24 protein-coding genes are annotated in these 26,708 nt (G+C 62.6%); 13 read left to right on the top strand and 11 right to left on the bottom strand.

The genetic code is table 11. From position 1 onward, the window contains the following. Positions 1-144 precede the first annotated feature (144 nt). The 3 genes from GJA_RS19310 (at position 145) to GJA_RS19300 (ending at position 5,384) form a co-directional block, all read left to right on the top strand. A complete protein-coding gene (locus GJA_RS19310) occupies positions 145-2,859 on the top strand; it encodes a TonB-dependent receptor (protein ID WP_038495475.1) in 2,715 nt (904 codons plus the stop codon). Between the two features lie 78 nt (positions 2,860-2,937). Beyond that, a complete protein-coding gene (locus GJA_RS19305) occupies positions 2,938-4,281 on the top strand; it encodes a glycoside hydrolase family 18 protein (RefSeq protein WP_051781463.1) in 1,344 nt (447 codons plus the stop codon). Further along, positions 4,278-5,384 carry an acyltransferase family protein gene (locus GJA_RS19300; RefSeq protein ID WP_038495473.1) on the top strand — a complete coding sequence of 369 codons (1,107 nt, stop codon included), beginning with the start codon at positions 4,278-4,280 and terminating at the stop codon, positions 5,382-5,384. The genes GJA_RS19305 and GJA_RS19300 overlap by 4 nt, the downstream gene beginning before the upstream one ends. Here the strand turns inward: GJA_RS19300 and GJA_RS19295 are convergent. The 11 genes from GJA_RS19295 to GJA_RS19245 all read right to left on the bottom strand — a co-directional run bounded on the left by GJA_RS19295 (position 5,381) and on the right by GJA_RS19245 (position 17,620). After that, positions 5,381-6,610 (bottom strand): DUF5009 domain-containing protein, encoded by a 1,230-nt coding sequence (locus tag GJA_RS19295; protein WP_081905494.1) that lies wholly within the window; start codon positions 6,608-6,610, stop codon positions 5,381-5,383. The two genes, GJA_RS19300 and GJA_RS19295, sit on opposite strands and share 4 nt — an antisense overlap. Positions 6,611-6,774: 164 nt before the next feature. After that, on the bottom strand, positions 6,775-8,103 hold the full coding sequence (locus tag GJA_RS19290) for a tetratricopeptide repeat protein (RefSeq protein WP_038495466.1): 1,329 nt from the start codon (positions 8,101-8,103) through the stop codon (positions 6,775-6,777). A 211-nt stretch (positions 8,104-8,314) separates the two neighbouring features. Next, positions 8,315-9,427, bottom strand: coding sequence for an ABC transporter ATP-binding protein (locus GJA_RS19285; protein WP_038495463.1), 1,113 nt, complete (start codon positions 9,425-9,427; stop codon positions 8,315-8,317). A gap of 8 nt (positions 9,428-9,435) precedes the next feature. After that, on the bottom strand, positions 9,436-10,743 hold the full coding sequence (locus GJA_RS19280; protein WP_038495460.1) for an MFS transporter: 1,308 nt from the start codon (positions 10,741-10,743) through the stop codon (positions 9,436-9,438). 78 nt (positions 10,744-10,821) lie between these two features. Beyond that, positions 10,822-11,652, bottom strand: coding sequence for a carbohydrate ABC transporter permease (locus GJA_RS19275; RefSeq protein WP_051781132.1), 831 nt, complete (start codon positions 11,650-11,652; stop codon positions 10,822-10,824). A 12-nt stretch (positions 11,653-11,664) separates the two neighbouring features. Then, entirely contained in the window at positions 11,665-12,522 is an 858-nt protein-coding gene (locus GJA_RS19270) for a carbohydrate ABC transporter permease (RefSeq protein ID WP_038495457.1), read from the bottom strand. After that, positions 12,519-13,796 (bottom strand): ABC transporter substrate-binding protein, encoded by a 1,278-nt coding sequence (locus GJA_RS19265; RefSeq protein WP_038495454.1) that lies wholly within the window; start codon positions 13,794-13,796, stop codon positions 12,519-12,521. The genes GJA_RS19270 and GJA_RS19265 overlap by 4 nt, the downstream gene beginning before the upstream one ends. Positions 13,797-13,892: 96 nt before the next feature. After that, positions 13,893-14,906, bottom strand: a complete 1,014-nt coding sequence (locus GJA_RS19260) for an SIS domain-containing protein (RefSeq protein WP_038495451.1) — start codon at positions 14,904-14,906, stop codon at positions 13,893-13,895. Beyond that, a complete protein-coding gene (nagA, locus tag GJA_RS19255; protein ID WP_038495448.1) occupies positions 14,896-16,014 on the bottom strand; it encodes an N-acetylglucosamine-6-phosphate deacetylase in 1,119 nt (372 codons plus the stop codon). Before nagA ends, GJA_RS19260 begins: the two co-directional genes overlap by 11 nt. Continuing rightward, positions 16,011-16,745, bottom strand: coding sequence for a GntR family transcriptional regulator (locus tag GJA_RS19250; protein ID WP_051781130.1), 735 nt, complete (start codon positions 16,743-16,745; stop codon positions 16,011-16,013). The genes nagA and GJA_RS19250 overlap by 4 nt, the downstream gene beginning before the upstream one ends. After that, entirely contained in the window at positions 16,739-17,620 is an 882-nt protein-coding gene (locus GJA_RS19245) for a glucosamine kinase nucleotide-binding domain-containing protein (RefSeq protein ID WP_038495445.1), read from the bottom strand. Before GJA_RS19245 ends, GJA_RS19250 begins: the two co-directional genes overlap by 7 nt. A 355-nt stretch (positions 17,621-17,975) precedes the next feature. Here GJA_RS19245 and GJA_RS19240 point away from each other — a divergent pair, with 355 nt between their 5' ends. The 10 genes from GJA_RS19240 to bufB all read left to right on the top strand — a co-directional run bounded on the left by GJA_RS19240 (position 17,976) and on the right by bufB (position 26,695). After that, positions 17,976-18,260, top strand: coding sequence for a hypothetical protein (locus GJA_RS19240; protein WP_038495442.1), 285 nt, complete (start codon positions 17,976-17,978; stop codon positions 18,258-18,260). Between the two features lie 59 nt (positions 18,261-18,319). Further along, entirely contained in the window at positions 18,320-18,769 is a 450-nt protein-coding gene (locus tag GJA_RS19235) for a hypothetical protein (protein ID WP_144241596.1), read from the top strand. A gap of 252 nt (positions 18,770-19,021) precedes the next feature. Continuing rightward, positions 19,022-19,513 (top strand): hypothetical protein, encoded by a 492-nt coding sequence (locus tag GJA_RS19230; RefSeq protein WP_038495436.1) that lies wholly within the window; start codon positions 19,022-19,024, stop codon positions 19,511-19,513. Positions 19,514-19,567: 54 nt separating this feature from the next. Then, complete coding sequence (locus GJA_RS19225) at positions 19,568-21,181, top strand: ExeA family protein (protein ID WP_038495433.1); 1,614 nt, start codon at positions 19,568-19,570, stop codon at positions 21,179-21,181. Position 21,182: 1 nt separating this feature from the next. Continuing rightward, entirely contained in the window at positions 21,183-21,833 is a 651-nt protein-coding gene (locus GJA_RS19220) for a general secretion pathway protein GspB (RefSeq protein ID WP_038495430.1), read from the top strand. A gap of 112 nt (positions 21,834-21,945) precedes the next feature. After that, positions 21,946-23,376, top strand: coding sequence for an alkaline phosphatase family protein (locus tag GJA_RS19215; protein ID WP_051781128.1), 1,431 nt, complete (start codon positions 21,946-21,948; stop codon positions 23,374-23,376). Positions 23,377-23,538: 162 nt separating this feature from the next. Further along, positions 23,539-24,111 (top strand): molybdopterin-guanine dinucleotide biosynthesis protein B, encoded by a 573-nt coding sequence (gene mobB, locus GJA_RS19210; protein WP_051781127.1) that lies wholly within the window; start codon positions 23,539-23,541, stop codon positions 24,109-24,111. A gap of 58 nt (positions 24,112-24,169) precedes the next feature. After that, positions 24,170-24,370, top strand: a complete 201-nt coding sequence (locus tag GJA_RS19205; protein ID WP_038495426.1) for a YjfB family protein — start codon at positions 24,170-24,172, stop codon at positions 24,368-24,370. A 393-nt stretch (positions 24,371-24,763) separates the two neighbouring features. After that, positions 24,764-25,018, top strand: coding sequence for a BufA1 family periplasmic bufferin-type metallophore (locus GJA_RS19200; protein ID WP_038495425.1), 255 nt, complete (start codon positions 24,764-24,766; stop codon positions 25,016-25,018). A gap of 33 nt (positions 25,019-25,051) precedes the next feature. Next, on the top strand, positions 25,052-26,695 hold the full coding sequence (bufB, locus tag GJA_RS19195) for an MNIO family bufferin maturase (protein ID WP_038495423.1): 1,644 nt from the start codon (positions 25,052-25,054) through the stop codon (positions 26,693-26,695). Positions 26,696-26,708: the final 13 nt, after the last annotated feature.

Genomic DNA, 26,708 nt, shown 5'->3' with positions numbered 1-26,708 from the left:
CTCCGTTTTCAGAGGCTTGCCTTTTTTTTTCGGCGCCAGCCGGCACAGTGCTGTCGTTCGTTTGGCTTGTCGTTGTTCTAGCCGTACCCCATAAAAAAACAGCCCGGCCCGGCCGGCGGGCATCACCACTATCGAGGAGAGTTTATGAACAGTCGTTTGGCACCTGTATTGACACCCGTTGCGGCGGCGGTGGCCCTGCTGGCCGTCAGCATCGCGGCGCAAGCCCAGCAAACCGCGCCGGTTGCGCCGGATATGCAGGAAATCGTCGTCACCGGCATCCGCGCCTCGCTGCAGCAATCGCTGAACCAGAAGCGCAACAGCGATTCGGTGATCGATGTGATCACCGCCGAAGACATCGGCAAGCTGCCCGACAAGAATGTGGCCGACGCGGTGCAGCGCGTGCCGGGCGTGAATATTTCATCGTCGGCCGGCGGCGAGGGCGGTTTTTCGGAGAATGACCGGGTCAGCATCCGCGGCACCAGCCCGAGCCTGACCCAGACCCTGATCAACGGCCACGCGGTCGGCACCGGCGACTGGTTCGTCACCGACCAGGTCGGCACTGTCGGACGCAGCGTCAGCTTCGCCTTGCTGCCGGCCGAGATCGTCAGCCGCGTGACGGTGCAAAAAAGCGCCCAGGCCGACCTGGTCGAAGGCGGCGTGGCCGGCTCGATCAATATCGAAACCCGCAAGCCGCTGTCGTTCAAGAATCCGTTCACGGCCGAGCTGTCGCTGCAAGCGATCCACGCCGACTTGCCGGACAAGACCGACCCGCAAATCAGCGCCTTGTTCAACTGGCGCAACGAGCAAAAAAACCTCGGCGTGATGCTGCAAGTGTTTTCGCAAAAACGCCATGAGCGGCGCGATGGCCAGGAATTTTTCGGCTACGGTGAAATCGACGCCAACAGCCCGGCCGCCAAGGCCCATCCGGAACTGGCCGGCGTGCTGGCGCCGCTGGGCATCAATTCCGCGCTGTTCGAGCAAGTCCGCAAGCGCACCGGCGGCAGCATCGACATCCAGCTGAAACCGAATGCCGACTGGATGCTGGACTTGAACGGCTTTACCTCCAAGCTCGACGCGGCCAATTACAACCGCAGTTTTTACAACCAGCCGGGCGCCAACCTGAACGCGGTCGATAATAACGGCAACCATGTCGGCGTGATCCCGAGCAGCTACACCATCAAGAACAATACGCTGGTGGCGGCCGATATCCCGGCCTCGCAATATCCGGCCGCGAACGGGACCACCGGCTACAACGGCCAGCTGTATCCGGCGCTGGTGGACCAGATTTACCGGCCCGGCTCGAATTCGTCGACCGGCTACCTGGACTTCAATGCCAGCTACCGCGCCAGCGATCGCTTGCGCCTGTCCGGCAGCGCCGGCTACACGCGCGGCATCGGCGAAACCCCGGTCGACCTGGGCTATGAGGCGGGCATCACCGGCATCGGCGTATCGTACAAATTGAATGGCTTGTCGGCCGCGCAAATGTCTTTCCCCGGCCTCGATATATCGAAGTTCGGCAACGTCGTGACGGCGTCGGCCTGGGGTTCGCAGGTGAAGACCCTCGATACTGAAAAATATGCGCAGGCCGATGGCGAACTGAGCATCGGCAACGGCATCTTCGAATCGGCCAAGTTCGGCGTGCGCTACAACGAACATCACCGCAATGTGGCGTGGCCGGAAAACCGCAGCTGCGCGCTGTGCGACGGCACCACCAACGCGCCTTTGCCGGTCTGGAATGGCGGCACCTACCCGGGCAATTACGGCTCCGGCCTCGGCGGCGGTCCGAAAGGGCGCTACTGGCAACTCGACCCGGCCGCGCTGCAGGCATGGGCCGACAAATACGACACCTCGGGCGGGCCGAATTCGCAAAACTGGCCGGCCGAGCTGGATGTCCGCGAAAAGAACAGCGCGATCTATGCGATGGCCAACCTGGCCGGCGACAAATGGCGCGGCAATGTCGGCGTGCGCGTGGTGCGCACCCAGCAGGCGACGATCACCAATGTGCCGGGCGGCGAAAACCCGATCGGCCAAAACAATGTGTTCGGCCTGTACACGCCGACGCTGGTCGAGCATACCTATACCGACGTGCTGCCGAGCGCGAACTTCAAGTTCGACCTGTCGCCGCAGCTGGTGGCGCGCGCGGCCGTGGCCAAGACCATGGCGCGCGCCGATTACAGCGCGCTGGTCGGCGCGGTCAACCTGAACGATCAATTGTTGACCGGCACCGGCGGCAATCCGGACTTGAAACCGATCCGCTCGACCAATTACGACGCCACGCTGGAATGGTATTTCGCGCCGAAGGCGATGCTGTCGGTCGGCGCTTTTTACATGGACATGTCGTCCTACGTGACCTTCGGCACCGCGCCGGTCACGTACTACAACAACACCTTTAAAAAGCTCAATACCTATGTGATCCAGTCGCCGACCAATATCGGCGCCAAGAACAAGGGCGTCGAACTGAGCTACCAGCAAGGACTGTGGGGCGGCTTCGGCGTGGTCGGCAATTACACCTACACCGACGGCAAGGCGGCCGACGGCGCGGCGGTGGTCGGCAGCTCCAAGGGCACTTACAATGTGGAAGGGTATTATGAGGACGCGCATCTCAGCGCGCGCCTGGCCTACACCTACCGTTCGAGTTTCCTGGCCGGCCTGTTCAGCAGCTCGCCGCAGTATGTGGCCGGCACCGGCAACCTGGCGGCGTCGCTGAACTACAAGATCAACGAGACCTATTCGCTGACCTTCGACGTGCTGAACCTGAACAACGCCGTGCTGAAGTATTACGGCGCCAACAAGGACCAGCCGACCGCCTTGTATTCGAATGGCCGCCAGTATTATTTCGGATTGCGCGCCAAGATCTAAGGCGTTTTTAGCGTGAACCCGGCCGGTGACACACCGGCCGGGGTTTTCCTGTTTTTTTTGATGAACGAGATGGTGCAGATGACCCTTTTACACTCCTGTTTGCGGATGCTGGCCTGCGCACCGCTGCTATTGCCGCTGCTGTCGTCCGGCGCCGCGCCGGCCCATGAAATCGTGGCCTATTATCCGGGCTGGAAATCGGCGGCATTCCCGGTCACCCGGCAGAATATCAATCCGCATCATGTCAGCGTGATCCAGTATGCGTTTGCCGATATATGCTGGGATGGCCGGCATGGCAATCCCGATCCGGCCGCCGGCGGCGTCAAGCCCTGCCTGGATGAAAAGGGCCGGCCGGCCAGCCCCGCCAACGGCACGCTGCTGCTGGCCGCGCCGCAAGCCGACGCCGCCAACCTGCAAGCGCTGGCCGCGCTGAAAAAGGAAAACCCGGCCTTGCGGGTGCTGCTCTCGGCCGGCGGCTGGGACTGGTCCAACCGTTTTTCCGACATGGCGCACACGCCGGCCACGCGCCGCGCGTTCATCGCATCGTCGCTGGCCATGCTGCGTCGTTTTCAACTGGACGGCCTGGATATCGACTGGGAGCATCCGACCGCGGTCGGCGTGCCGTGCAGCGCCGGCCATGTTTGCAACCGGCCGGCCGACAAGCAGAATTACATCGCGCTGGCGCGCGAATTGCGCAGCGCGTTCGACCTGGCCGGCAAGGCCGACGGCAAGCATTACCTGATCACCATCGCGGCCGGCGCGCATAGCGGTTTTGTCAAGGACCGCGATGGCGCCGACAGCACAAAATGGATCGTCGAACTGGCGCGCAGCCTGGACTGGATCAACTTGATGACCTACGATTACCACGGCGTGTGGGATAAAAACAATGGCGCCGTCGCGCCGCTGTACGCCGACCCGGCCGACCCTGCGGCCGCCACCGGTTTTGATGCCGACACTACCGTGTCGCGCTTCCTGGCTGCCGGCGTGGCGCCCGCCAAGCTGGTGCTGGGCATGCCGTTTTACGGCTACGGCTGGAGCGCTTGCGCCGCCGGTCCGCGCGGCGACGGACTGTACCAGGCCTGCGGCGGTGCGGCTGCCGGCAACGCCGACACGCCGACCTTCAGCTACGCCCACCTGGTCGAACAAGGTTACCTGGTGCCGGGCGTGGACGGCCAGCCCGAGCGTGGCGGCAACGGCTTTACGCGCCACTGGAACAGCGCCGCCAAAGTGCCCTACCTGTACAACCCGGCCAGCCAGGTGTTCATCAGCTACGACGATACGCAATCGCTGCGCGAGAAAAACCGCTACATCAAGGCCAAGGGGCTACGCGGCGGCATGTTCTGGGAGTTGAGTGGCGACGATGCCGGCCACCGGCTGGGCCAGGCCCTGGCCGCCGACTTGCTCGCGCCGGAGGAACGCCGATGAGCCAGCGTTATCTTGCGCTCGATGTGTTGCGCGGCCTGATACTCGCGTTGATGATCGTGGTCAATACCCCGGGCGACTGGGGCACCGTGTACGCGCCCTTGCTGCACGCCGAATGGCATGGTTTTACGCTGACCGACCTGGTGTTTCCGAGCTTCCTGTTCGTGGTCGGCAATGCGATGAGTTTTGCGCTGGGCAAGTATGAAACCATGGGCGACCGGGCGGTGCTGCACAAGCTGCTGACGCGCAGCCTGCTGATGTTCCTGCTGGGCTTCCTGCTGTACTGGTTTCCCTTCTTCAAGGCGGATGCGGCCGGCAATTTCGCGTTCGCGCCGTTGTCGCACACGCGCATACCCGGCGTCTTGCAGCGCATCGCGCTGTGTTATCTGCTGGCGTCGCTGGTGCTGCATTACTGGAAAACCCGTGGCGCGCTGATTTTCAGCGGGGTCGCCTTGCTGGGCTACTGGGCGATCCTGGCCCAGTTCGGCGACTATACGCTGGCCGGCAATGCGGCCGTCAAATTCGACTTGCTGCTGCTCGGCGAAAACCATCTATACCACGGCGAAGGCATTCCCTTCGATCCGGAAGGGTTGCTGGGCACCTTGCCGGCCATCGTCAACGTCATCGCCGGTTATCTGGCCGGCAATTTCCTGCGCCAGTCGGGCAATACCCGGACCACGCTGATACGGCTGGTGGCGGCGGGCCTGATCTGCATCGTGGTCGCGCTGTGCTGGAACACGGTATTCCCGATCAATAAAAAGCTGTGGACCAGCCCTTACGTTTTGCTGAGCATCGGCCTCGACTTGCTGATCTTGCCGCTGCTGATCTACCTCATCGAGTTCAAGAAAATCGTGCGCTGGACGTATTTCTTTGAAGTCTTCGGCAAGAACACGCTGTTCATTTTCCTGCTGTCGGAACTCTTGGTGATCATCAGCTTCAACATCCGCATCGGGGCCGAAAACGGCTACGGCTGGCTGTACCGCACCTGCTTCCAGGGCCTGGGCCAGCCGTACCTTGCTTCGCTGCTGTTCGCGCTGTGCTTCACGCTGCTGTGCTGGCTGATCGGCTACTGGATGGACCGCCGCAAGATCTATATCAAGCTTTAAAACTTCAGGCGCAAGCCAGCCCTGCTGGCCAGCGCGGTCAGCAGCATCATCAGGACGGTGACGACGGCGGCGTTGATCAAGCCGGCGCCGCCGCCCGATTCCAGATAAGGCCACCAGAAGCGCGGCAGATGCAGCACCGCCGCCAATTGCTCCCACAAGTCCGGCGCGATATAAGCGAACAAGGCATTGGTGCCGGCCGGCAGCAGGCACACGGTCCAGGCGCGCCATTTCAAGACGTCGATGACGATGTAAAACAGCAGGAACAGCGCCAGCATCAGGCCGGCGCACACCAGCGTGTAGGATTCGGTGGCCATGATCTTGTTGATGTGATGGTAGGGCCGCAGCAGCATGCCGGCGCAAAACAGGCCGAGCGCGTACCATGCCATGAACTTGATGCGGCGGCGGTGCGGGCTGGCCGTATCGCCGGCCGCGCCGCGCAGGAACAGGTTGCCGACCAGCGTGCCGGCCAGTACATTGGCGCCGGTTGAACCGAGCAATTGCGGCAGGTTGACGAAGTTGCGCAGTTGCTCAGGCAAGAAGTCGAGCCGGCCCGCCTCGCCGCCCATGTACAGCACGATCAAGCCGCCGAACGCCGCCATCAGCGCGGTATTGTCGCCCTTGGTGGCCAGGTAGATCAGGCTGCACAGCAGATAGGTCCAGCCTATCATGCCGAGGATGCCCCACCAGCTGTGCTGCAGCCAGACGGCGTCGAATTCCTCGTTCAGCTTGCCCCGGAACGTGGCCAGCAAGAACAGCATCAGCGCCGCGCCGAGGTAAAACCACGGCGTCTTGTGATCGCTTTGGCGCCACAACAGTATCATCGCCACGTAGAACAGCAAGAAGTACAACGGACGCGGCAGCAGCGCCGCGTCGGCGTCGTAGCGGTAGGCGTTGACCAGCACCAGGCCGGCCACCATCAGGCTGCCCGCGCGCCAGCACAGCTTGCCCAGCAGCGCGGCGCTGAACTGGCCGCGCTGCTTATGCAGCGCCAGCGGAATCGCGATGCCGACGATGAACAGGAAGCCGGGGAATACCAGGTCGGGCAGGGTGATGCCGTCGGCGCCGTGGCCCGCGTGTTTCAGCCAGTACGGAATGCCGGGCATTTCGCCGATGTAGTTAACCCAGATCATGGCCAGGATCACGAAGCCGCGGAAGGCGTCGAGGCTGATCAGGCGTTCTGAAAGAGTGGCGGCGGTGGTCACGGGGGCAGCGGCGGGGACGGGCATCGGTCTGGCTTTCTGTTCTGTAAGAGTGACGGTGAAGGCTCAAAAAAAGGCGGCCCTGGCCGAAGCCGGAACCGCCCTTGATGGCGCAGAGAAGGTACAACAAGCACAACTGCAACAAGCGCGGCAAACCGCATCGCGGCCCGCCTTGCGCTTGCTATCTATGCTTACTTGGCCGCGGCCGGCGCGGCGCCGCCGGCGGCCGCCGTTGCCGGACGGTTCAGCCACAGCGTCCAGTAACGCGCCAGGTCGCCCAGGCCGTCGTTGCCCTGGATGGTTTCCAGCGTCTTGATCGCGTCATCCTTGCGGCCGGCCATCGCGTAGGAATAACCGAGGCGCAGCTTGGCGTCTTCCGGACGCTTCAAGCCGCCCTTGGCGATCCCTTTTTGAATCAGGTCGATGCCCTTGTCGAACTGGTCCATCGTCACGTAGGCGTAGCCGAGGTTGATCAGGCCGGTGCCGTCCTTCGACTTGGCGGCCGATGCTTCGCCGCTGGCGATGTTTTTCTGGTCGTCGGCGGCGCCCTTGCTGGCTTGCTCGCGGATTTTCTTTTGTTTAGGGGCGTTCGCGCCGCTGCCCAGGATGCCTGCGGCAAAACCGGCGTCCATGACTTTTTTCGCTTCGGTCGGGAAGCCGGCCAGCAGCGCCAGTTCCGCCATCTCGGTGTACTCTTCCGGCGCCATCGCTTTGACGGCGGCGTTTTGCAAGCGGTAGACATCCAGCTGGAAGCGGTTCGAATACCCCTCTTTACCCTGGGTGCGGCTCAGCAGGTCGGTCCAGTAATCGTCGGTCGGGTAGTACTTGACCAGGTTTTCCAGCGCGATCAGGTAAGTGCCCTTGTCCTTGGTCTTGGCGCCGGTATTGGCCAGCAATTGCAATTCTTCGATGGCCGGCGTCTTGCCGGCTTTTTGATACGCCTGCAAATCGACCAGCAGTTCGTCGCGGGCCTTGGTGAAGTCATTGCTGAAATAGTAAGATCGCAGGATGTACGGACGCATCTTGACGGTATCGCCGGTGTCCTTGCCATAACGCTCGAACCAGGTGATCGCCTTTGGATAGTCTTTGGCGTTGTAGTAATAGTTTGCCAGTGCCTGGATGAAATCGCCCTGGCTGGCCTTTTCCAGGCGGCCCGATTCGATCACCGCTTCCAGCGCGGCCATCGCCATCGCGCTGTTGCCGGTGACCGAACCGAGCGCCACGCGCAGGCGGTTCAGCACGAAGGTTTCGTATGGGGTCAGGTTAGGCACGGCGGCGGCCTGGTCGATGCGGCTTTGCACTTCCGGGTAGTTCTTGGCATCCATCAACGCCTTGACGGCGGTCGGGTCGAGCAATTTGAACACTTCAGGACGCACCGCTTCTTGCTTGGCCGCGTCGGCCGCCGCCGGCGCTGCTTCAGCGGCCTGGGCGTGGGACACCATGCCAACCATGGCAGGGGCGAGGTTCAGGCCGAGGGCGGCCAGGATCAGGCTGAGACGAGCGAGACGGAATTGGGACATGGTAAATCCTTCAATCAATGACGAAAAGATGCATATGAGCTAAGAGGCTTGCATCGACATGGCTGTATTGGCTGCAATAAAGCACTAGGTAAAACCGGCATTTTGCCACTCATCGCGATGGCCGCAAAGGGCGAAAATAGCCGGCAAAACGCCTATTGTCACATAAACCGCCGGCTGCGGCAGTGCAAACGTGCCCCGGCTTCGCTCTTCATTACGCGCGATCGCGCGGCAATGCCTGTCCCGCCGCGTCGAACAGCAGGCAGCGCTGCGGCGGCAAATGAATCCGCACCTTGCCGCCGGCCGGCGGCGGCGCCGACTCGACCGGCTGTTTCAGGGCGATCATGTCCGGCGCGCCCTCCATCTTGGCGTACACAATCGACAAGTCGCCCAGGTATTCGACATGGCCGACGCCCGCTTCGACCAGGTTGGCCTGGCTGTCGCCGTTCTCGCGCACGCTCATGTGCTCGGCGCGGATGCCCAGCGTCAGGCTGGTCCCCACTTGCGTGGCGGCGCCGGACGCGGCGACGTCGATCTGGCAGCCGCCCGGCAGCCGCACGCTCACCTGCTGCGCGCCGGCCGCGGTGACCACGCATGGAATGAAATTCATCTTCGGCGAACCGAGGAAACCGGCCACGAACAGATTGCCCGGATTGTTGTACAACTCGTAAGGAGTGCCGACCTGTTCGATGCGGCCGCCGTTGAACACGACGATGCGTTCGCCCAGCGTCATCGCCTCGACCTGGTCGTGGGTCACGTAGATCATCGTGGTTTTCAGCTCCTGGTGCAGACGCGAGATCTCAACCCGCATCTGCACCCGCAGACTGGCGTCCAGGTTCGACAGCGGTTCGTCGAACAAGAACACTTCCGGCTTGCGCACGATGGCGCGGCCGATCGCGACGCGCTGGCGCTGGCCGCCGGACAAGTCCTTTGGTTTGCGTTTCAGCAGCGGCTTGATTTGCAGGATATCGGCGGCGCGCTCGACCGCCGCGCTGACCTCGGCGGTCTTTTGTCCGGCCAGCTTCAGCGCGAACGCCATATTGTCGAACACCGTCATGTGCGGATACAGCGCGTACGACTGGAACACCATCGCCAGCCCGCGCCTGGCCGGGGCGATGTCGTTGGCCAGCTTGCCGCCGATGAACAGCTGACCGCCGGTGATGCTTTCCAGGCCGGCGATCATGCGCAGCAAGGTCGACTTGCCGCAGCCGGACGGGCCGACGAAGACGACGAATTCGCCGTCGCGGATGTCCAGGTCGATGCCGTGGATCACCGGGTGCTTGTCGTCGTACAGCTTGACGATATCTTTCAAGACGATTTGTGCCATGCGTATCCTCAGCTAGCGGTGGCAACGGCCGGAGCGTCTTCAGGATCGGTTTTTTCCTGGGGACGGATCGGCATGAAGCGCGACAAGATCAATACCGGCAGGGCCGACACCAGCACCCACAGGAAAAACGTTTTATAACCGAGCGCGGTCTGGATGTCGCCGCTGACCATCTTGAACAGCACGAAGCCGAGCTGCATCACGCCGGTGGCGAACGCGTAGTGGGCGGTCTGGTATTTGCCGACCGCGACCACCTGCATCATGAACAGGATCAGGCCGACGAAGCCGAACCCGTAGCCGAACATTTCGGCGCTGAGCGCCATCGTGATCAGGCTCAAGTCGGTCGGCAGGCTGTGGCTCAGGTAATAAAACACCAGGTTCGGCAAGTTCATCGCCAGGATCAGGAAAAACATCGCGCGCTTCAAGCCCAGCCACGACGTGAAATAACCGCCGCCTATGCTGCCCAGCAAGAACGCGACGGTGCCGGCGGTGCCGTAGACCGCGCCCACTTCGGTGGTGCTCAGGCCCAGGCCGCCCAGTTCGCGCGCTTCGCGCAGGAACAGCGGGCCGATGGTTTGCACCTGCGCCTCGCCGGCGCGGAACAGGATGATGAAGGCGATCGACATCCAGATGCCCGGCTTCCTGAAAAAGTCGACCAGCACGTCCCACAGCGTGCCGCTGATGCCGGCCACGCTCTTGTCGGCCACCGGCCGGTTGCGCACTTGCGGCAGCGACCAGGTATGGTAGGCCGCCAGCGACAGCATCATCGCGCCGATGATCATGAAGATCACCGACCAGGCGCTGGCCACGCCGATGTTTTTTTCCAGGTAGCCGGCCAGGATCACCAGGCCGCCCAGCGAAATGAATTTGCCGGCGTTGAAGAACGCGCCTTGCCAGCCGGCGTACGCGGCTTGCTGCTTGTCGGACAGGCTGGCGATGTACAAGCCGTCGCAGACGATATCGTGGGTCGACGAGGCCAGCGCGGCCATCGCCAGCGCCGCCACGCAGGCGGCGAACCAGAATGGCGTATGCAGCGCCAGCGCGATGCCGCCCAGGCTCAGGCCGCCCAGTACCTGGAAAATCACGATCATGGTTTTCTTGCTGCCGGCCAGTTCCAGGAACGGGCTCCACAGCGGCTTGAAGACCCAGGCGAAACCGATCAGGCCGGTCCAGCGGGCGATGTCGGCGTTCGGCACGCCCATGCTCTTGAACATCAGGCCGGCCACCAGCGCCACCGCGTAAAACGGCAAGCCCTGCGCGAAGTACAGCGTCGGCACCCAGGCGATCGGGCTGCGGACGCGGTTGCCGTTTTTAGTCATATCAGTCATTCAAGGTCTCCGTGCATGCAGTGGGTGTTATTGGTAAGAGTGGTTCATAGACTGCGCTATTTGACGGCATTATTTGACGGCGCCATCCATGCCGCGCATGAAGAAGCGCTGCGTGAACAGGAAGGCGAGCAGCGTCGGCACGATGGTGATCAGGGTGCCGGCCGCGATCACGCGGGTGCTGCTGCCGAAGGTGCCGCGCAAGTACAGCACGCCGACCGACAGCGGGAATTCATCCGGCTTGCTCATCACGATCGACGGCCAGATGTATTCATTCCACGATTCCACCGCCGTCAGGATGCCGACCGTGGCCAGCCATGGCGTGATCAGCGGCAGCATGATCTTGCTGAAGATGGTCCACTCGGAGGCGCCATCGACCCGCGCCGCGTCGATCAAGTCTTGCGGCACTTCCTCGAACGCCTGTTTCAGCAGCAGGATGGCGACCGCCGTCACCACGTTCGGCAAGATCACGCCGGTGTAGGTGTCGACCAGGCTCAGTTGGGTGACGGTGATGAAGTTGACCAGGAAGTTCACTTCCGACGGCAGCACCAGCGTCGCCAGGATCAGGCCGAACACCAGTTTGCGGCCGCGAAATCGCAGCCGCGCCAGCGGGTAGGCGGCCATCGAACACAGCAGCAATTTCCAGAACACCGTGCACAGCGCGATCAGCACCGAGTTCTTGAAGAACGCCAGGATCGGGATCGCGCGGAACACTTCGATGAAATTGTCCAGCGACGGCGCTTGCGGCCAGAAGGTCGGCGGGAAGGCGAAGATATTGCCCTCGGTGGAAATCGCCGTGACCAGCGTCCACCAGAACGGGAATACGCAAATCACCGCGATTACGCACAGGATCAGGTAATGTCCGGCGAGCGGGAGCCAGAGTTTGAACGCAGGTTTTTTCATGTGGTCCGTGCCTTATCGGTGCTTCGGTTTCAAATAGCGCAGGCACAGCAGCGCGATGGCGATGCAGAACAGCGACACGACAAAGCTGGCGGCCAGCGCGCGCGGCAGCTTCAAGTGCTTCAAGCCCTGGTCGTAGGCGTAATACAGCGCCGTGAAGGTCGAATTCATCGGCCCGCCCTGGGTCAGCACGTCGACTTCCTGGTACGCCTTCAACGCCGCCAGCACCGACAGGATCGAGCACAGCATGATGGTCGGGCGCAGCATCGGCACGGTGATTTTCCAGAAACGCTGCCAGCGGCTGGCGCCGTCCAGCATCGCCGCTTCCTGCATGTCCGACGGGATAGCCTGCAAGGCGGCCAGGTACATCACCATATACCAGCCCAGGCCGCGCCACAGCGTGACGAACATGATGGCGAATAGCGCCAGCGTGTCGTCGGTCAGCCAGCCGACCGGCGCGTTGACCAGCTTCAGCGTCATCATCAGGTAGTTCAGCGCGCCCTGTTCGTGGAACATGAAACCCCACATGATGCCGACCACCGACACGGTGGTCACCACCGGCACATAAAAGGCGGCGCGGAACAGGCGGATGCCGGGCAGGCGGTTATTCACCAGCACCGCCAGCGCGATCGCGCCGATTTGCACGAACGGCACCATCAGCAGGAACAGCAGCGAATTCTTCAGGCCCGAGACGAACATCTCGTTATTGAAAATGTAGCGGAAATTGTCGAGGCCGACGAAGCTGGTTTCGCGGATCAGGCTGTAGTCGGTGAACGCCAGCACCGAGCCGTAGCCGACCGGCCAGAACGAAAACACCGCCAGCAGCACCAGCGCCGGCGCCAGGAACAGCCACGCTTGCCAATGGTGTTTCATGAGGCGGCCTTGTGCAGCGTGGCGAGCTTCTTGTTCCAGATCAGCACCGCCTGGTCCAGCGCGTGCTTGACGTCCTGCTTGCCGGTGACGCCCGCTTCGACCGCCTTGACCAGCGAGCGTCGCAATTCATCGTAGTCGTCGATGCCGGCCACGTACAGCGTGCGCGAGTGGCCCATCGACAGCGCGCCGGCGGCGACCGCCTTTTCCGCCGCGCCGGCGTTATTCGGCAGCGATAGGAAGAACGGATCGGCCGCCGCCTTGACGGTGGTCGGGAATACGCTGGCCTGGCGGGCGAACGCCAGCTGGTTGTCGTCATTGGTCAGGAAGCGGGCGAACTTGCCGACCGCCGGCAGCAGCTTGGCCGGCACGCCTTTCGGCACCGCGAAATGCACCAGCCAGCCGCCGTCGGCGATGCCGGTCGGCCCCAGCGGCGCCGGCGCGACGTCGGTGATGGCGTAGATATCTTGCGCGTCGCCCTGGATCCGTTTCATCGCGGTCGGCGGCGCCAGCAGCATGCCGAGCCGGCCGCCCTTGTAAGCGTCGATCACGGCCGGGAAGTTATCTTCGGCGAACAGGCTTTCCTTGAGCAAGCCTCCGGCTTTATAGGTATCAGCCAGCTTTTGCACCAGCGCCACGTGTTGCGGCGAATTGAACACCGCCTTGTTATCGGCGATGACGGCCAGGCCCTGCTGCATGAACAGGCCGTCGATCTTGGACAGCGCCGGCGCGATGCCGGCCTTGCCGGTGCGCTGCGCGATCTGGCGCGCAAACGCCAGTTGTTCGTCGAGGCTGGCCGGGCCGCGCGTCAGGCCGGCCTGCCTGAAAATCCGGGTGTTATAGGCGATCACCGCGACATTGCTGTACATCGGGAAGCCGTAGGTGCGGCCCTTGAACGTCAAGTCTTGCAGTGCGCTGGGGATGTAGTTCTGTTTGGCGTCGGCCAGCAAGCCGTCGACCGGCGTCAGCAGGCCGTCGCGGGCGAATTCGTCGGCCCACGGCACGTTCAGGTTGACCAGCGCCGGCGGCGTGCCGGCCACGATGCGGGTCACCAGCTTGGTCTGGATCACGTCCCACGGGAAGTCGATCCATTCGATCTTGATGCCAGGGTTTTGCGCTTCGTAGCGCTGTACCACCGCGTTGAAATACGGCGTGAACTTGGGCTTCATGCTGAAGGTCCAGAATTCGATTTTTTCCGCCGCCAGCGCCACCGGGGCGGTCAGGCTTGCCACCGAAAATGCAGTCAATCCGACAGCCAACAGTCTCTTGATGATCATTTTTATCCTGGAACCGGGGAATGCAATGCCCAGGCCGGGCTTGCGCCCGGCCTGGCCGGTATTTCAATGCCACTACTGCTAAGGCTGAGGTCGTGCTTAGTTCGTTTTGGTGACCTTGCTGAGGTGGCGCGGGGTGTCCGGATCGAGACCGCGCGCGGCCGACAATTGCGCCGCCATCACGTAAAACGCCTGGATCGCCACGATCGGGTCGAGGTCCGGCGTGGCCGCCACCGGCAGCGTCAAGTCGCGTTCGGCGACGTCGGCCGGCGCCGCCAGCAGCACGCGCGCGCCGCGGTCGCGCATTTCGGCAGCCAGTTGCAGCAGGCTGGCCTGGGTCGGGCCGCGGGTGGCGAAAATCAGCAGCGGATAGCCTTCTTCGATCAGCGCCATCGGGCCGTGCTTGATTTCGGCGCCGCTGAACGCTTCGGCTTGCAGCGCCGAGGTTTCCTTGAATTTCAGCGCCGCTTCCAGTGCGATCGGGAAGCTGATGCCGCGTCCGACCACCATCAGTTTCTTGGCTGGCGCCAGCACTTCGACCGCCAGCGACCAGTCGGCCTTGGTGGCTTCCAGCAGCGCGGCCGGCAGGGCTTCCAGGCCGGCTTGCAATTCAGGATCGTTTTGCCATTGCGCGACCAGGCGCGCGCCGGCCACCAGGCTGGTGATGAAGCTCTTGGTCGCGGCCACGCTTTGCTCCTTGCCGGCGCGCAGCGGCATGGCCCACTCGGCCGCTTGCGCCAGCGGCGATTCGATATCGTTGACCAGCGCGATGGTGGTCGCGCCGCCGTCGCGGAAGTAGCGGATCGGTTCGACCACGTCCGGGCTCTGGCCGGATTGCGAAATCGAGATCGCCAGCGTGTCGCGGGTTTGCAGCGGCGACTTGTTCAGCGTCACCAGCGACATCGGCAGCGACGCCACCACGCGGCCCAGGCGCGCCATGATCAGGTAGGCGACGTAGCTGGAGGCGTGGTCCGAACTGCCGCGCGCGATGGTCAGCGCGGTGGAGAACGAGGTGCTCCTCAATTTACGGCCCAGTTCCGCGTAGCGTTCAGTATCGCTGGCCAGTTGCAGGGCGACGCATTCGGCGGCGGAAACGGCTTCTTTAAGCATCATTGAGGTCACAAAATTCTCCTTCGATATATACAGCTTTGAGTTTCAGGTCACGATCGAGTACTACCAGATCAGCATAAGCGCCGGGGGCCAGCCGGCCGCGTTCTTGCAGGCCCAGATAATCGGCGGCGTTGGTCGACACGCGGCGCGAGGCGTCGGCCAGTTCCAGGCCCAGGCCGACCAGGTTGCGCAGCGCCTGGTCCAGCGTCAGCGTGCTGCCGGCCAGCGTGCCGTCGGGCAGGCGCACGCCGCCCATGCATTTTTGCACCGCGTGGCGGCCCAGCATGTATTCGCCGTCCGGCATGCCGGTGGCGGCGGTCGAATCGGTCACGCAGTACAGTTGCGGAATGGCGCGCAGCGCGGTCTTGATCGCGCCCGGATGCACGTGCAGCAAATCCGGGATCAGTTCGGCGTACTGGGCGTGCGCCAGCGCGGCGCCGACCATGCCCGGCTCGCGGTGATGCAAGCCGCTCATGGCGTTGAACAGATGGGTAAAACCGGAGGCGCCGTGCTCCATCGCCGCCACGCCGTCCTCGTACGAGCCGAGCGTGTGGCCGATCTGCACCCGCATGCCGGCGTTCGACAGCGCGCGCACCAGTTCCAGGTGGCCGGCGATTTCCGGCGCCACCGTGATCACGCGCAGGTCGGCGAAGGTTTGCAGGCGTTCGATCTCGGCCATGCTGGCGGCGCGCGCATAGTTCGGTTGCGCGCCCAGCTTGCCGGAATTGATGTACGGCCCTTCCAGGTGCGCGCCCAGCACCCGCGCGGTGCCCGGCTTGCGCTGTTTGGCGGCGCGGCCGATCGCTTGCAGCGCCAGGTCGATGTCTTCCGGCGGCGCCGTCATGGTGGTGGCCAGCAGGCTGGTGGTGCCGTGCCGCGCATGGATCGCGGCGATGCTGTAGACCGCGTCGCCGCCTTCCATGATGTCCTTGCCGGCGCCGCCATGCACGTGCAGGTCGATGAAGCCGGGCAGGATGTAATCGTCGCCGTTCAGCGACGGGTGGACCGAGCTGCCGTGGATCGCCGCGATGCGCTCATCGAATTCGATGGCGCCGTGGATCCAGCCGCCCGGTGTCAGGATATTGCCTTTAATGTTGGTCACATCGCTCATCTGCGCGACTCCGCTACAAATTCATAATAATCACTGCGGCAATACGAGTGGGTCAGTTCCACCGCTGCGCCGTTGTCGAGATAGCTGACGCGGGTGATGTGCAGCATCGCTTCGCCCGCCTTGATATTGGCCAGCCGCGCTTGTTCCGGGCTGGCGTTGACGGCGCGTATATGCTGTAGCGCGCGCATCGGAATGGTGCCGCATGATTCCAGATAGCCGTACAGCGAATCCGTGACTTTCTGCGGGTCCGGCATGTACAGCGCCGGGATGGTGGTGGTTTCGATCGCCATCACGACTTCGTCGGCGGTGCGCAGCCGTTTCAGGCGCGCCACCGGCATGTGCGGCGACAGGCCCAGCGACAGCAGTTCCAGCGGCGCGGCGATGCCGATGTCGCGCTGCAGCCAGCGCGAGCCGGCGGTAAAGCCGCGCTGGCGCAGCTCTTCCGAAAAGCTGGTCAGGCGCGACAGCGGCTGTTCCAGTTTCGGCGTGATGTAGGTGCCGGAACCGCGCTTCCTGGTCAGCATGCCGCGCTCGCACAGCATGTCGATCGCCTTGCGCGCCGTGACGCGCGAAATTTCAAGCAAGTCGGACAACACCCGTTCCGACGGCAACGCCTGGTTGGCGCGCCAGTCGCCGCTGGCGATGCCGTCCGACAGCATGTTCGCCAGTTGCATATATAAAGGGGTGTCGCTGCCGGGATCCGGCTTGAACGCGGACAATTTGGCTAGCATGTCTCGGTCTCCTTCAGGCGGTTCTGGATCAGGCGCAGCCCGCCCATGGCGGAATCGCCGTGGGCCGGCACCACCCGGCTCAGCAGGCTTGGCGGCAGGTAGGGCGACAGCGGGCCGGCCAGGCCGCCGCACAGGGCGATCGGCAGCAGCCGGGTATCGTCCAGCGCTTCGGCGATCAGCGCCACTTGCTGGCCTGCTTCATACAGGATCGCGTGGGCGGCCGGGTTGCTGGTGGCGTGTTCCAGTACCAGCCGCGCCAGTTGCGCAAACGTGGTCTGGCTGGCGCCGGCCAGCCACACCTGGATCGCATCGCGGCTGCCGCCGCATGCTTCGATGACGGCGGAGGCGAATGGGTTGGCCTCGGCGCGGCCGTCCAGCACTTGCTGGACATGGCCCATCGCGCGCAAGCCGATCCAGGCGCCGCCGGCTTCGTCGCCGGCCGGGAAGCCCCAGCCGCCGACCTCGCGCCGCCGGCCCTGCGCATCGAGTACTTCGCCGACGCTGCCGGTGCCGATCGCGACGATCGCGCCGGGCTGGCCCTGGTGCGCGCCGAGCAGCGTGGTCAGCGCATCCGATTCCAGCGCCACCACCGCATAGCCGGGATTGTGGCCGGTGAAGGCGGCCGCCCATTGTTTGTTGTGCACGCCGGCCAGGCCGAGGCCGATGGCGATGCGCTCCAGCGGCGGCTGGTTCAGGCCGGCCGCCTCGAAGGCTAGTGCGACGGCGTTATTTACCGATATCCAGGCCCGCTCGATGCCGTGCATCAAGCCGGACGGTCCGCTTTGGCCGTGGGCCAGTTCAGTGCCGTCGATGCGCGCAAGACGCACCCTGGTTCCGCTTCCGCCTCCGTCGACCCCGATTAAATATTCGATCATGTGTTTATCAAGTCCGCTAACTGGTTTGATACTGGTTTGGTGTCACCCGCCGGTTGGGAATGCTTGATTTCGAAGGCCGGAAGGCTGAGCGCACTATATTGGCGGGCAACCGCCTTGTCAACAGGTATTTAAGTGGTATTAATAAATTGCCCGGCCGTCTGTTTTATTTTGCTTAATAAAAACTTGCAAGTACTTGTTTAGCATCGTATTTTTTTAAAATGACAATGGTATTGAAATTGGCCTTGTTGCATGCCAGTTGTGGCGCGATCGGGCAAGAGGCGCCGGCCGGCCGCGCTTGATATGGCGCGCCATCCAGAGTACAGTCCGCCCTTTACATATCAGTTGGAAGTACACAATGAATGACAAGGCAGCAAACAGCGCATATTGGGATGACTGGCAGCGCGAGGCGCTGGAAGCCGGCGTAGCCGCTCCGCTGGCGACATTGGGCATGGAAGTATTGCGCGCCCATCGCAAGAACCGCTGGCCGAAAGAATTCCTGGGGCGCGAAGACGACGGCCCGCACATGCTGACCATGTGCCTGGAAGAACCGGCTGAAACGGAATTGTTTTTCATCGAAAACCTGTATCCCTACGATACCGCCCTGATCGAAGCGACGCGTCTGCGTTTGAAGCTGGCGTAAATCTTCGCCGGCCGGCCAGGTGTCGGCCTTGGCCGGTCCGCGCATAGGGGAAACGCCGCTTGATGAAATCCGTTGACAGGTTTTCGCTGCTTGAATTACCGCCCACGCCAGCCGGCGCGCACGCGCGGCGCCGGCTGCTGCTCGACGGCCAGCCGAGCTCCTGCGTGGTGTGGGGCGATACGCTGGCCGCGCAATATGCCTGCGATAACTTCTTCCTGCTGGTCACGCACTACGATTATTTTGACGGCGTCAATTGCTGGTTTCACTTGCTGGACCAGCATGGACGGCTGAAGGATGTGGTCACCACGCCCGACCACTTCGGTTTCATGCTGCCGGCGCAGGCGGTGACGTCATGCCGTCTCGATTTCGGTTTTTACGACAGCACGGAGCGCTGGTCGCTGGAAGTGCGGCCGGCCGGCTTCTGGTCGTTCGGCAAGGCCGACTTGCTGGCGCGCAGCGGCCGTTTCCTGTTCAGTAAAAGATTTCTTCAACTGAATAAATACCGGTAATAAAAGACCGCCTCCGGGCAGGTATCCGGGAATTATGTGGCAATTTCAGCCGGCAATGTCATAATGGCTTGGAGCCTTGGGCGGCCTCAGCATCCGGCCATGGTGTGCAATATCCCTTCTTTTAATCAGTCACGGAGTTCGTATGAGCAAGGCACAAGACAGTAAAAAGGAAAGCAAGAAGGAACCGGCCAAAACCATGAAAGAGAAGAAAGAAGCCAAGAAGGCCAAGAAAGAAGAGCGCAAGCATTAATCATGTCGCCGCGGCGCCATCCGATCCGTGCCGCCGGACTGGCGGCCGCCATGCTGCTGGCCAGCGGCATGGCCGGGGCGGTTGCGCCGTCGACCTTTGGCAGCGTGGTCGGCAATGCGGTGCTGTGCATCGATCAGATCGATAACAAGTATTTTTATTCCTACCTGACGACTTCGTTCGGCCCGGCCTACAAGCATGAAGGCGGCGCTTACTGGTTCAAGGCGGACACCACCTTGTGGGGCGCCACTATCGACGACGTGATCGTCAGCGATGACAGCAGTCCGCTGACCTTTGTCGGGCTGGTGGCCGACACCACGCCGGAAAAACTGGACAACGCGATTGTCGCGGTGTCCGGCATGCACTACGTTAAGCAGGATGCGAGCGCTTTTCCCCTCCGCGAATCGCTGCCGGGCAGTAAAATCGTTTATTTCCGCGATAAAGCGAAAGTCTTTTGCGCCAGGTACAAACCATTGCCGCCGCCGGGTGCGCGGTGAGCGCCCGCCTGGTGCGTCTTTCGGCCTGAGTATTTCCCCATCTGCAGGGTTTTCATGTACACGCAATTTTTCAACCTGAAACAATCGCCGTTTTCCATCGCCCCCGATCCTCGCTATCTGTTCATGAGCGAACGCCACCGCGAGGCGCTGGCGCACTTGCTGTATGGCGTCAAGGGCGGCGGCGGCTTTGTCTTGCTGACCGGCGAGATCGGCGCCGGCAAGACCACCGTGGCGCGTTGTTTCATCGAACAAATTCCGGAAAATTGCACGCTCGCTTATATTTTTAATCCGAAACTGTCTGTGACGGAATTGCTGCAATCGATTTGCGAGGAATTCCGCATCACGCCGGCCACCACGGCCGAGGGCGTCAAGGCGTATGTCGACGCGATCAATCTGTATTTGCTGGAAAGCCATGCGCAAGGCCGTAACAATGTGTTGATCATTGACGAGGCGCAAAACCTGTCGGCCGACGTGCTGGAACAGCTGCGCTTGCTGACCAACCTGGAAACCAGCGAACGCAAGCTGTTGCAAATCATCTTGATCGGCCAGCCGGAATTGCGCGCCATGCTGGCCCGGCCGGAACTGGAGCAACTGGCGCAGCGCGTCATCGCGCGCTACCACCTGGGCTCGCTGTCCGCCGATGAAACCGCCAGTTACGTCAGCCACCGGCTGGCGGTGGCGGGCCTGGTGTCGGCCGTGCCATTCCCGGCGCGGCTGATGGCGCAAGTGCATCAATTGAGCCGGGGCGTGCCGCGCCGTATCAATTCCTTGTGCGACCGGGCGCTATTGGGCGCGTATGTTGAAAACCAGCAGCAGGTCAACCGCACCATCTTGACCCGCGCCGCCGCTGAAATCTTTGGCGGGCAAGGCGATGCGCCCGTGGTCCGGAACGGACGCTGGCAGCAAGTGGCGCTGGGCGTGGTGGCCGGCGCCGCCATCAGCGCGCTGGTCGCATGGCAAGTGTCTGCGCATCACGCCGCCACGCCGCCACGGCCGCTGGCCAAGGCCGCCGCAGCGGTTCCGGCGCCGGCTTCGGCTGCCATCGTCGCGCCGATCATTTTGCCGGCCAGCAGCAGCGCGGATACCTTGCGCCAGCTGGCCGCGTTATGGGGCGACGCCTTGCCGGAAGGCGAGCCTTGCCAGGTCGCATTGAAAATGAATTTGCGCTGCCATGCCAGCAAGGGCGGCCTGGATGAATTACGGCTGCTGGACCGGCCGGCGATGCTGGCCTTGTCCGACGCCGCCGGCACCCCGGCCTACGTGTTGCTGACCAGCCTCAGCGACAGCAGCGCCACGCTCAATATCGGCGGCAAGCCGCAAACCGTCAGCCCGGACCAATTGGCGGCGCGTTTCGACGGCGCCTTCGTGACCTTCTGGCGCGCGCCGCGCAGCTGGCGCGATGAGGTGACGGCTGGCGACAAAGGCCCGGACGTCGATTGGCTGGCGCGCCAGCTGGCGCAATTGCACGGCTTGCCCAAGCCTGCCGGCAAGCAGCCGCTGGACGCCCATATGCAAGATTTGCTGCGCGAATTCCAGCAGAGCCAAAAATTGAAGGCCGATGGCGTGGCTGGACCAAAAACATTCATCCGCTTGATCCAGTTGGGCGGCGGCAAGGAGCCGCGCCTGTCCGGCGCGGCGCCGCTCACCGTTGCCGTGGCCGGGAAATAATATGTCCTATATTTTAGAAGCATTAAAGAAAGCCCAGGCAGAACGCCAGTTGGGCGAGTTGCCAACCATACACGCGCCGCAATTGCATGACGCCGCACGTGCCGCGACCGCCAGCCGCAAACCGCTGTGGCTGGTCCTCGGCGCCGGCGTGCTGCTGGCCGGCGGCGGATTGCTGGCCTGGCGCCAGCCATGGCAGGCGGACAGCGGCACGGCGCCACTTGCGCCGCTTGTCGCCGCGGTCACGCCAACGGCCGCGCCGCCTGCCGCGCCGCTGCTGATCGTTCCCGCCCCGATGGCGGCGCCGGCGCCCAAACCGGAGCCTGTGGCGCCAGTGGCAACGGTAGCGCCGGCTGCCGTTGCCAAGCCTGCTGCGGTCCCGGTCCCGGCGGCTGCCGTGGCGCAGCCGGTGGCGGCCGCCGATGAAGCGGTGCCGGGGTTGCGCGACTTGCCGGAACCGATACAGCGCCAGATTCCGCCAGTAGCGCTGGGCGGTTATATCTATTCGAAAGACCCGGCCGAGCGCCTGTTGTTGATCGACAAGGTGCTGCGCCACGAAGCTGAGGAAGTGGCGCCCGGCCTGGTGCTGGAGAAGCTGCAACCGAAGTCGGCCATCTTCAGTTTCAAAGGCTACCGCTACCGCGTGCCGTATTGATGCCGTGCTTGTTTGTGACAGATCAAACCCAGCAGCAATCTGCTGAACAATAAGACGCACAGTGAGTCGAACCTAGGTCGCCATCAGATCCACGCCGGCCCAGGGAGTGCGTATGAATATCGGAACCGCCGTATCCTCAGAGTCGTCCGATGGCGCGGGCGAGTTGTCGCAGCGCGCCGCCATCGGGCTGGCTGCCGCTATCGCCAATCTCGACAAGATCAAGCATATCGTCGTGCTGATGATGGAAAACCGTTCCTTCGACCATATGCTCGGTTATCTGAGCCTGGAGGGCGGGCGCGGCGATATCGATGGCTTGCAGGCGGGGTTTATGAATAGCCACGCGGGCCGCGACTATCCGGTACATCACCTGGCGCGGACGGCGTTCAGGCCGGACCAGGATCCGGGCCATGGCGGCGCATCGGTGGCGCGGCAATTGTCTAATGGTAATGGCGGTTTTATCGACGACTACCTGCTGACGCACCCGGGCGATGCCGATTTCCCGCTGGTGATGGGGTATTACAATGCCGCCGACTTGCCGGTTTATGATTTTCTTGCGCAACAATTTTGCGTGTGCGACCGCTGGTACAGTTCGGTACCCGGCGCAACCTGGCCGAACCGGCTGTACGCCATCAGCGGCAAGGCGGCCGGCAGCAAGGATAGCAAGCGGGTTCCCTTGTACGCCAACAAGTCCTTTGTGCGGCACCTGGACAGCGCCTGCGTCAGCTGGAAATTTTATTCCTTCTGGAAGCCATGGAGCCTGGCGCTGACCGACGATCATTACCGGACTTCGGAACATTACGAGCCCTTCGGTTCCAGCCAGCGCCGCTACGGCTTTATCGGCGACGCGCTGGCCGGCACTTTGCCGGCCGTATCATGGATCGATCCGCATTTCTTTGAAAACGACGACCATCCGCCGGCCGACGTGCGTGCCGGCCAGGCATTGGCCGCACAAGTGTATCAAGCGCTGTCGAACGGACCCGGCTGGAACGACACCCTGCTGATCCTGTGCTACGACGAACATGGCGGCTTTTACGACCATGTCGCGCCGGGCGCGGCGATCGACGCCGACCCGGCTTTCCGCCAATACGGCGTGCGCGTGCCGGCCTTCGCCATTTCGCCATGGGTGGCCGCAAGCAGTGTCCACCATGGCGTGCTGGACCACAGTGCCATCATCAAAACCATCCTGCTGCGCTTTTGCCGCTCGATGGAGGGGACTATCCCGGACATGGGGCCGAGAGTGGGCGCGGCCGCGCACCTGGGGCCGCTGCTGTCGGAAGCGCAGCCGCGCAGCTTGCCGGCGCTGCCGGAAGCCGCGCTGCTTGCCTCGGCGGCGTGGGAGAGCGGCATGCATGCCGTGACGGCGCAATCGATGACGATGATGTTGTCGGCCGAGGAAGCGGGGGCGATCGCCGCCGAAAAACAAATCGCCAAAGTCGCCAGGCATACAAAGCCGCCGGGCGACAAGCCTGCCACCATCCCGCTGGCGATTGGAAAGCGACGCAGGAAGCGCGGCAAACTGGATGCTCCTGCGCCACGGGGATGACGGCGGCTGGCAAAATGCCGATGCCGATGCCGATGCCGATGCCGATGGCGGCGTGGCATAGTCTTGTGCCGCCGGCGCACCCAGGAGGAGCGGACTGTTTTTCCCATTCCCCATGGCTGCGTATAATGGGCGCCATTCTTACCGACGGCAGAAGGCTGGCTCATGCATCAAGAAACTACCATTCCCCCTGGCGTGGCGGCGGACGCCGCCGCGCGCAATGTGCTGGGCGTGATTGGCCGTTCAGGCAGCGGCAAGACGACTTTGCTGGAATTCCTTGTCGCGCAACTATCTGCGCGTGGTTTGCGGGTGAATTTGATCAAGCATAGCCATCACGACCTGGAACTGGAGCCGCCGCGCAAGGATAGTGCGCGGCTGCGCCTGGCCGGGGCTGCCGAGGTATTGGTCGCGTCGCCGTACCGCTTTGCCATCGTGCATGAATTGCGCGGTGCGCCGGAACCGACCTTGAGCCAGCAACTGGCGCGCATGGGAGCGGCCGACCTGACGCTGGTGGAAGGGTTTAAAAACGATCCCATAGCCAAGCTGGAAATCTTCCGCCCCGACCTGGGCCAGTCGCCGCTGTACCCCTCAGACCCGCATGTCATCGCGGTCGCGTCCGATACTGCCGCGCCCGCTAATCTGCGTCCCGGCGTGCGCTGGCTGGACTTGAATGCGCAGCAAGACGTGCTGGCATGGCTGCTCGCGCGTATCGGGCATGCGCCGCCATGCTCAAAATAAAGCTAAAGTATTACCCTGGCTACCCGTTAATACTGTTAGACCCTTAATGGAGAACGATATGGACGTCGGCGGAATTGCGCAATTATCAATAACTATGGCCCAAACCGGGACACAGCAAGCAGTCGGTATTGCCGTTTTGAAAAAAGCACAGGATATCCAGAGTTCGACCGCGACCGCGCTGATCGAATCCTTGCCGCCAGTGCAATCGACACCGAACCTGCCCCCGCATCTCGGTAGCCGTATCAATACCACTGCCTGATTGTTGCGGTTAATTGCCTATCGGACGGGTAGTGAAATAAAGCGCCATGCAGATGGCGTGGGCAGGATTTTATTGTTTTTTTAGACTTTTTTGCCTGGAAAGCCCCGCGTGCACCGATGCAGCACTCGCGGGGCTTTTTTATTCCGGCATACGCTGTTGCTTTGCCGCTGTGCCTCAATAAATTCCACTGATGTTCCCGTTGAATTCAGTAGAATCCAAGTTGTCATTTCCTAAGGGAAATTGATCATGTCGAAATTTTTAAAAAAAGTGTGTAAGGAATCGGCATGCCGCCGCGACTACCGTTCAGTTGCAGCGATGTAGCATCGGTTTCAAGTTTTTAAGCTGCTCAATCCGTTGTACGTTTTTTACCCCATTTTATCCAGGAGAAATACCATGAACAAACGTCAAGCCTTGATCGCCGCCGCCCTTGCTGGTCTGTGCGCAGCAGGTACCGCCAGCGCCGCCGATACTGGCGCCAAAGACAAATGCTTCGGTGTGGCCAAGGCCGGCCAAAACGATTGCGCCACCGCCAACGGCAGCCATTCCTGCGCCGGCCAGTCGAAAGTCGACATGTCGCCGAAAGAGTGGAAATATGTCGCCAAAGGCACCTGCGAAAAAGTCGGCGGTTCCCTGACGCCAGCGAAGTAATTTCATTTTTTAGCATAACGGGGCCCGGCTATCATGTCGCACACTCTGGTTTTCAGCGGCACGGGAGTGGGATTGCGGGCCCCGCATTACCGCCAGTTCGTCGAACAGCGGCCGCCAGCGGCCTGGCTGGAAGTCCATACCGAGAATTATCTGGACCAGGCTGGCTGGGACTGGCATGTGCTGCAACAATTGCGGCGCGATTACCGCTTCAGCCTGCATGGCGTCGGCCTGGGCCTGGGGTCGGCGCGCGGATTTTCTGAACAACATCTGCAGCGGGTGCGTGCGCTGGTCGAGCAAGTCGAACCGGCGCTGGTATCCGAGCATTTATGCTGGGGCGCGGTATTCGACCGGCAACTGAACGATTTATTACCGCTGGTCTTGAACGTATCGATGCTGGATTTGCTGTGCCAGCGGGTCGAGCGGGTGCAAGAGGTATTGAAGCGGTCGATCTTGCTGGAAAATGTGTCCACCTATGTGCGTTTCCGCGACGATAGCATGAGCGAGGCGCAATTCATGGCGGCGCTGGCCGCGCGCACGGGTTGCGGCTTGCTGCTGGACATCAATAACCTGTACGTGAACCAGTGCAACCATCAAGAGGATGCGCTGCAAGCGATCGCTGCGATTGCTGTCGGCAGCGTCGGCGAGATCCACCTTGCCGGCCACCTGGCGACGCCGCAAGCGCTGATCGACAATCATGGCGCGGCCGTCGCTGAACCGGTATGGGCCTTGTACCAGGCTGCCTTGCAGCGTTTTGGCAAGGTGCCGACGCTGATCGAATGGGATAGCGATATTCCTGCACTCGACGTGTTGCTGGGCGAGGCCGCCAAGGCGGACGCGATTGCTGCTGCCTATGCCGCCGCGCCAGCCGCGACGCATGCCGCCACTGGCCGCGGCACGGCGCTGGTCGCCGCTGGCATGGCAAGTCTGCAGCAAGACTTTGCCGATGCGCTATTCGAGCCGGCCGCTACGGCGTTGATACTGGAACATTGCAAGGACGACCCGCATGTGGCGCACCGCCTGGCCTTGTATCGCGGCAATTTGACCGTGACGTGGGAGAAAACCCTGGCGAACGCTTATCCGGTAGTGCGCTTGCTGGTCGGCGCAGAGTTTTTTGGCGGCTTGACGCGGGCTTACGGCATGGAGCACCCATCCGATAATCCCGACCTGAACCGCTACGGCGCATCGTTTGCCGCATTCCTGGCGGACTTTCCGCATGTTGCCGAGCTGCCTTACCTGGCGGACATGGCGCGCCTGGAATGGGCTTTGCACCGGGCCCATTATGCGCCCGACGCCGTGCCGACCACGGCTGCCGAACTGGGCGCGCTGACGCCCGATCAGCTGGAAAGTGTCCGGCTGGTCTTGCATCCGGCGGCCTGGCTGCTGGTATCGGCATGGGCCATCGCACCTTTATGGCAAGCGCATCAGCCAGCGGCGGCGCCATTCCCGGCCGAGTTGCATGCGGCCAGCTACGCCATCGTCGGCCGGCCGTGCTGGAAGCCGCAAGTACTGCTGCTGGACCGGGCGACGCATGCGGCCCTGGCGGTGTTGGCGCAGGGCGGCAATATGGGCGCCGCGCTCGATGCCGCGTTCGATCTCGATGACAACTTCGACGTCGCGGCGAATATGCAGTCATGGGTCGAACATGGTTTGATTTGCGGAATGCTCCACGCAACGTAGCTGCTCGAACAAT

It is taken from the genome of Janthinobacterium agaricidamnosum NBRC 102515 = DSM 9628 (genome assembly GCF_000723165.1).
GTDB lineage: Bacteria > Pseudomonadota > Gammaproteobacteria > Burkholderiales > Burkholderiaceae_D > Janthinobacterium > Janthinobacterium agaricidamnosum.
The sequence above is the reverse complement of the archived record's forward strand: the minus strand, read 5'-3'. Positions and strand labels throughout refer to the sequence as shown.

Coding starts and splice junctions, on each gene's coding strand:
- GJA_RS19310 (WP_038495475.1), top strand. CDS start 145: ATGAACAGTCGTTTGGCACCTGTATTGACACCCGTTGCGGCGGCGGTG.
- GJA_RS19305 (WP_051781463.1), top strand. CDS start 2,938: ATGACCCTTTTACACTCCTGTTTGCGGATGCTGGCCTGCGCACCGCTG.
- GJA_RS19300 (WP_038495473.1), top strand. CDS start 4,278: ATGAGCCAGCGTTATCTTGCGCTCGATGTGTTGCGCGGCCTGATACTC.
- GJA_RS19295 (WP_081905494.1), bottom strand. CDS start 6,610: ATGCCCGTCCCCGCCGCTGCCCCCGTGACCACCGCCGCCACTCTTTCA.
- GJA_RS19290 (WP_038495466.1), bottom strand. CDS start 8,103: ATGTCCCAATTCCGTCTCGCTCGTCTCAGCCTGATCCTGGCCGCCCTC.
- GJA_RS19285 (WP_038495463.1), bottom strand. CDS start 9,427: ATGGCACAAATCGTCTTGAAAGATATCGTCAAGCTGTACGACGACAAG.
- GJA_RS19280 (WP_038495460.1), bottom strand. CDS start 10,743: ATGACTAAAAACGGCAACCGCGTCCGCAGCCCGATCGCCTGGGTGCCG.
- GJA_RS19275 (WP_051781132.1), bottom strand. CDS start 11,652: ATGAAAAAACCTGCGTTCAAACTCTGGCTCCCGCTCGCCGGACATTAC.
- GJA_RS19270 (WP_038495457.1), bottom strand. CDS start 12,522: ATGAAACACCATTGGCAAGCGTGGCTGTTCCTGGCGCCGGCGCTGGTG.
- GJA_RS19265 (WP_038495454.1), bottom strand. CDS start 13,796: ATGATCATCAAGAGACTGTTGGCTGTCGGATTGACTGCATTTTCGGTG.
- GJA_RS19260 (WP_038495451.1), bottom strand. CDS start 14,906: ATGATGCTTAAAGAAGCCGTTTCCGCCGCCGAATGCGTCGCCCTGCAA.
- nagA (WP_038495448.1), bottom strand. CDS start 16,014: ATGAGCGATGTGACCAACATTAAAGGCAATATCCTGACACCGGGCGGC.
- GJA_RS19250 (WP_051781130.1), bottom strand. CDS start 16,745: ATGCTAGCCAAATTGTCCGCGTTCAAGCCGGATCCCGGCAGCGACACC.
- GJA_RS19245 (WP_038495445.1), bottom strand. CDS start 17,620: ATGATCGAATATTTAATCGGGGTCGACGGAGGCGGAAGCGGAACCAGG.
- GJA_RS19240 (WP_038495442.1), top strand. CDS start 17,976: ATGAATGACAAGGCAGCAAACAGCGCATATTGGGATGACTGGCAGCGC.
- GJA_RS19230 (WP_038495436.1), top strand. CDS start 19,022: ATGTCGCCGCGGCGCCATCCGATCCGTGCCGCCGGACTGGCGGCCGCC.
- GJA_RS19225 (WP_038495433.1), top strand. CDS start 19,568: ATGTACACGCAATTTTTCAACCTGAAACAATCGCCGTTTTCCATCGCC.
- GJA_RS19220 (WP_038495430.1), top strand. CDS start 21,183: ATGTCCTATATTTTAGAAGCATTAAAGAAAGCCCAGGCAGAACGCCAG.
- GJA_RS19215 (WP_051781128.1), top strand. CDS start 21,946: ATGAATATCGGAACCGCCGTATCCTCAGAGTCGTCCGATGGCGCGGGC.
- mobB (WP_051781127.1), top strand. CDS start 23,539: ATGCATCAAGAAACTACCATTCCCCCTGGCGTGGCGGCGGACGCCGCC.
- GJA_RS19205 (WP_038495426.1), top strand. CDS start 24,170: ATGGACGTCGGCGGAATTGCGCAATTATCAATAACTATGGCCCAAACC.
- GJA_RS19200 (WP_038495425.1), top strand. CDS start 24,764: ATGAACAAACGTCAAGCCTTGATCGCCGCCGCCCTTGCTGGTCTGTGC.
- bufB (WP_038495423.1), top strand. CDS start 25,052: ATGTCGCACACTCTGGTTTTCAGCGGCACGGGAGTGGGATTGCGGGCC.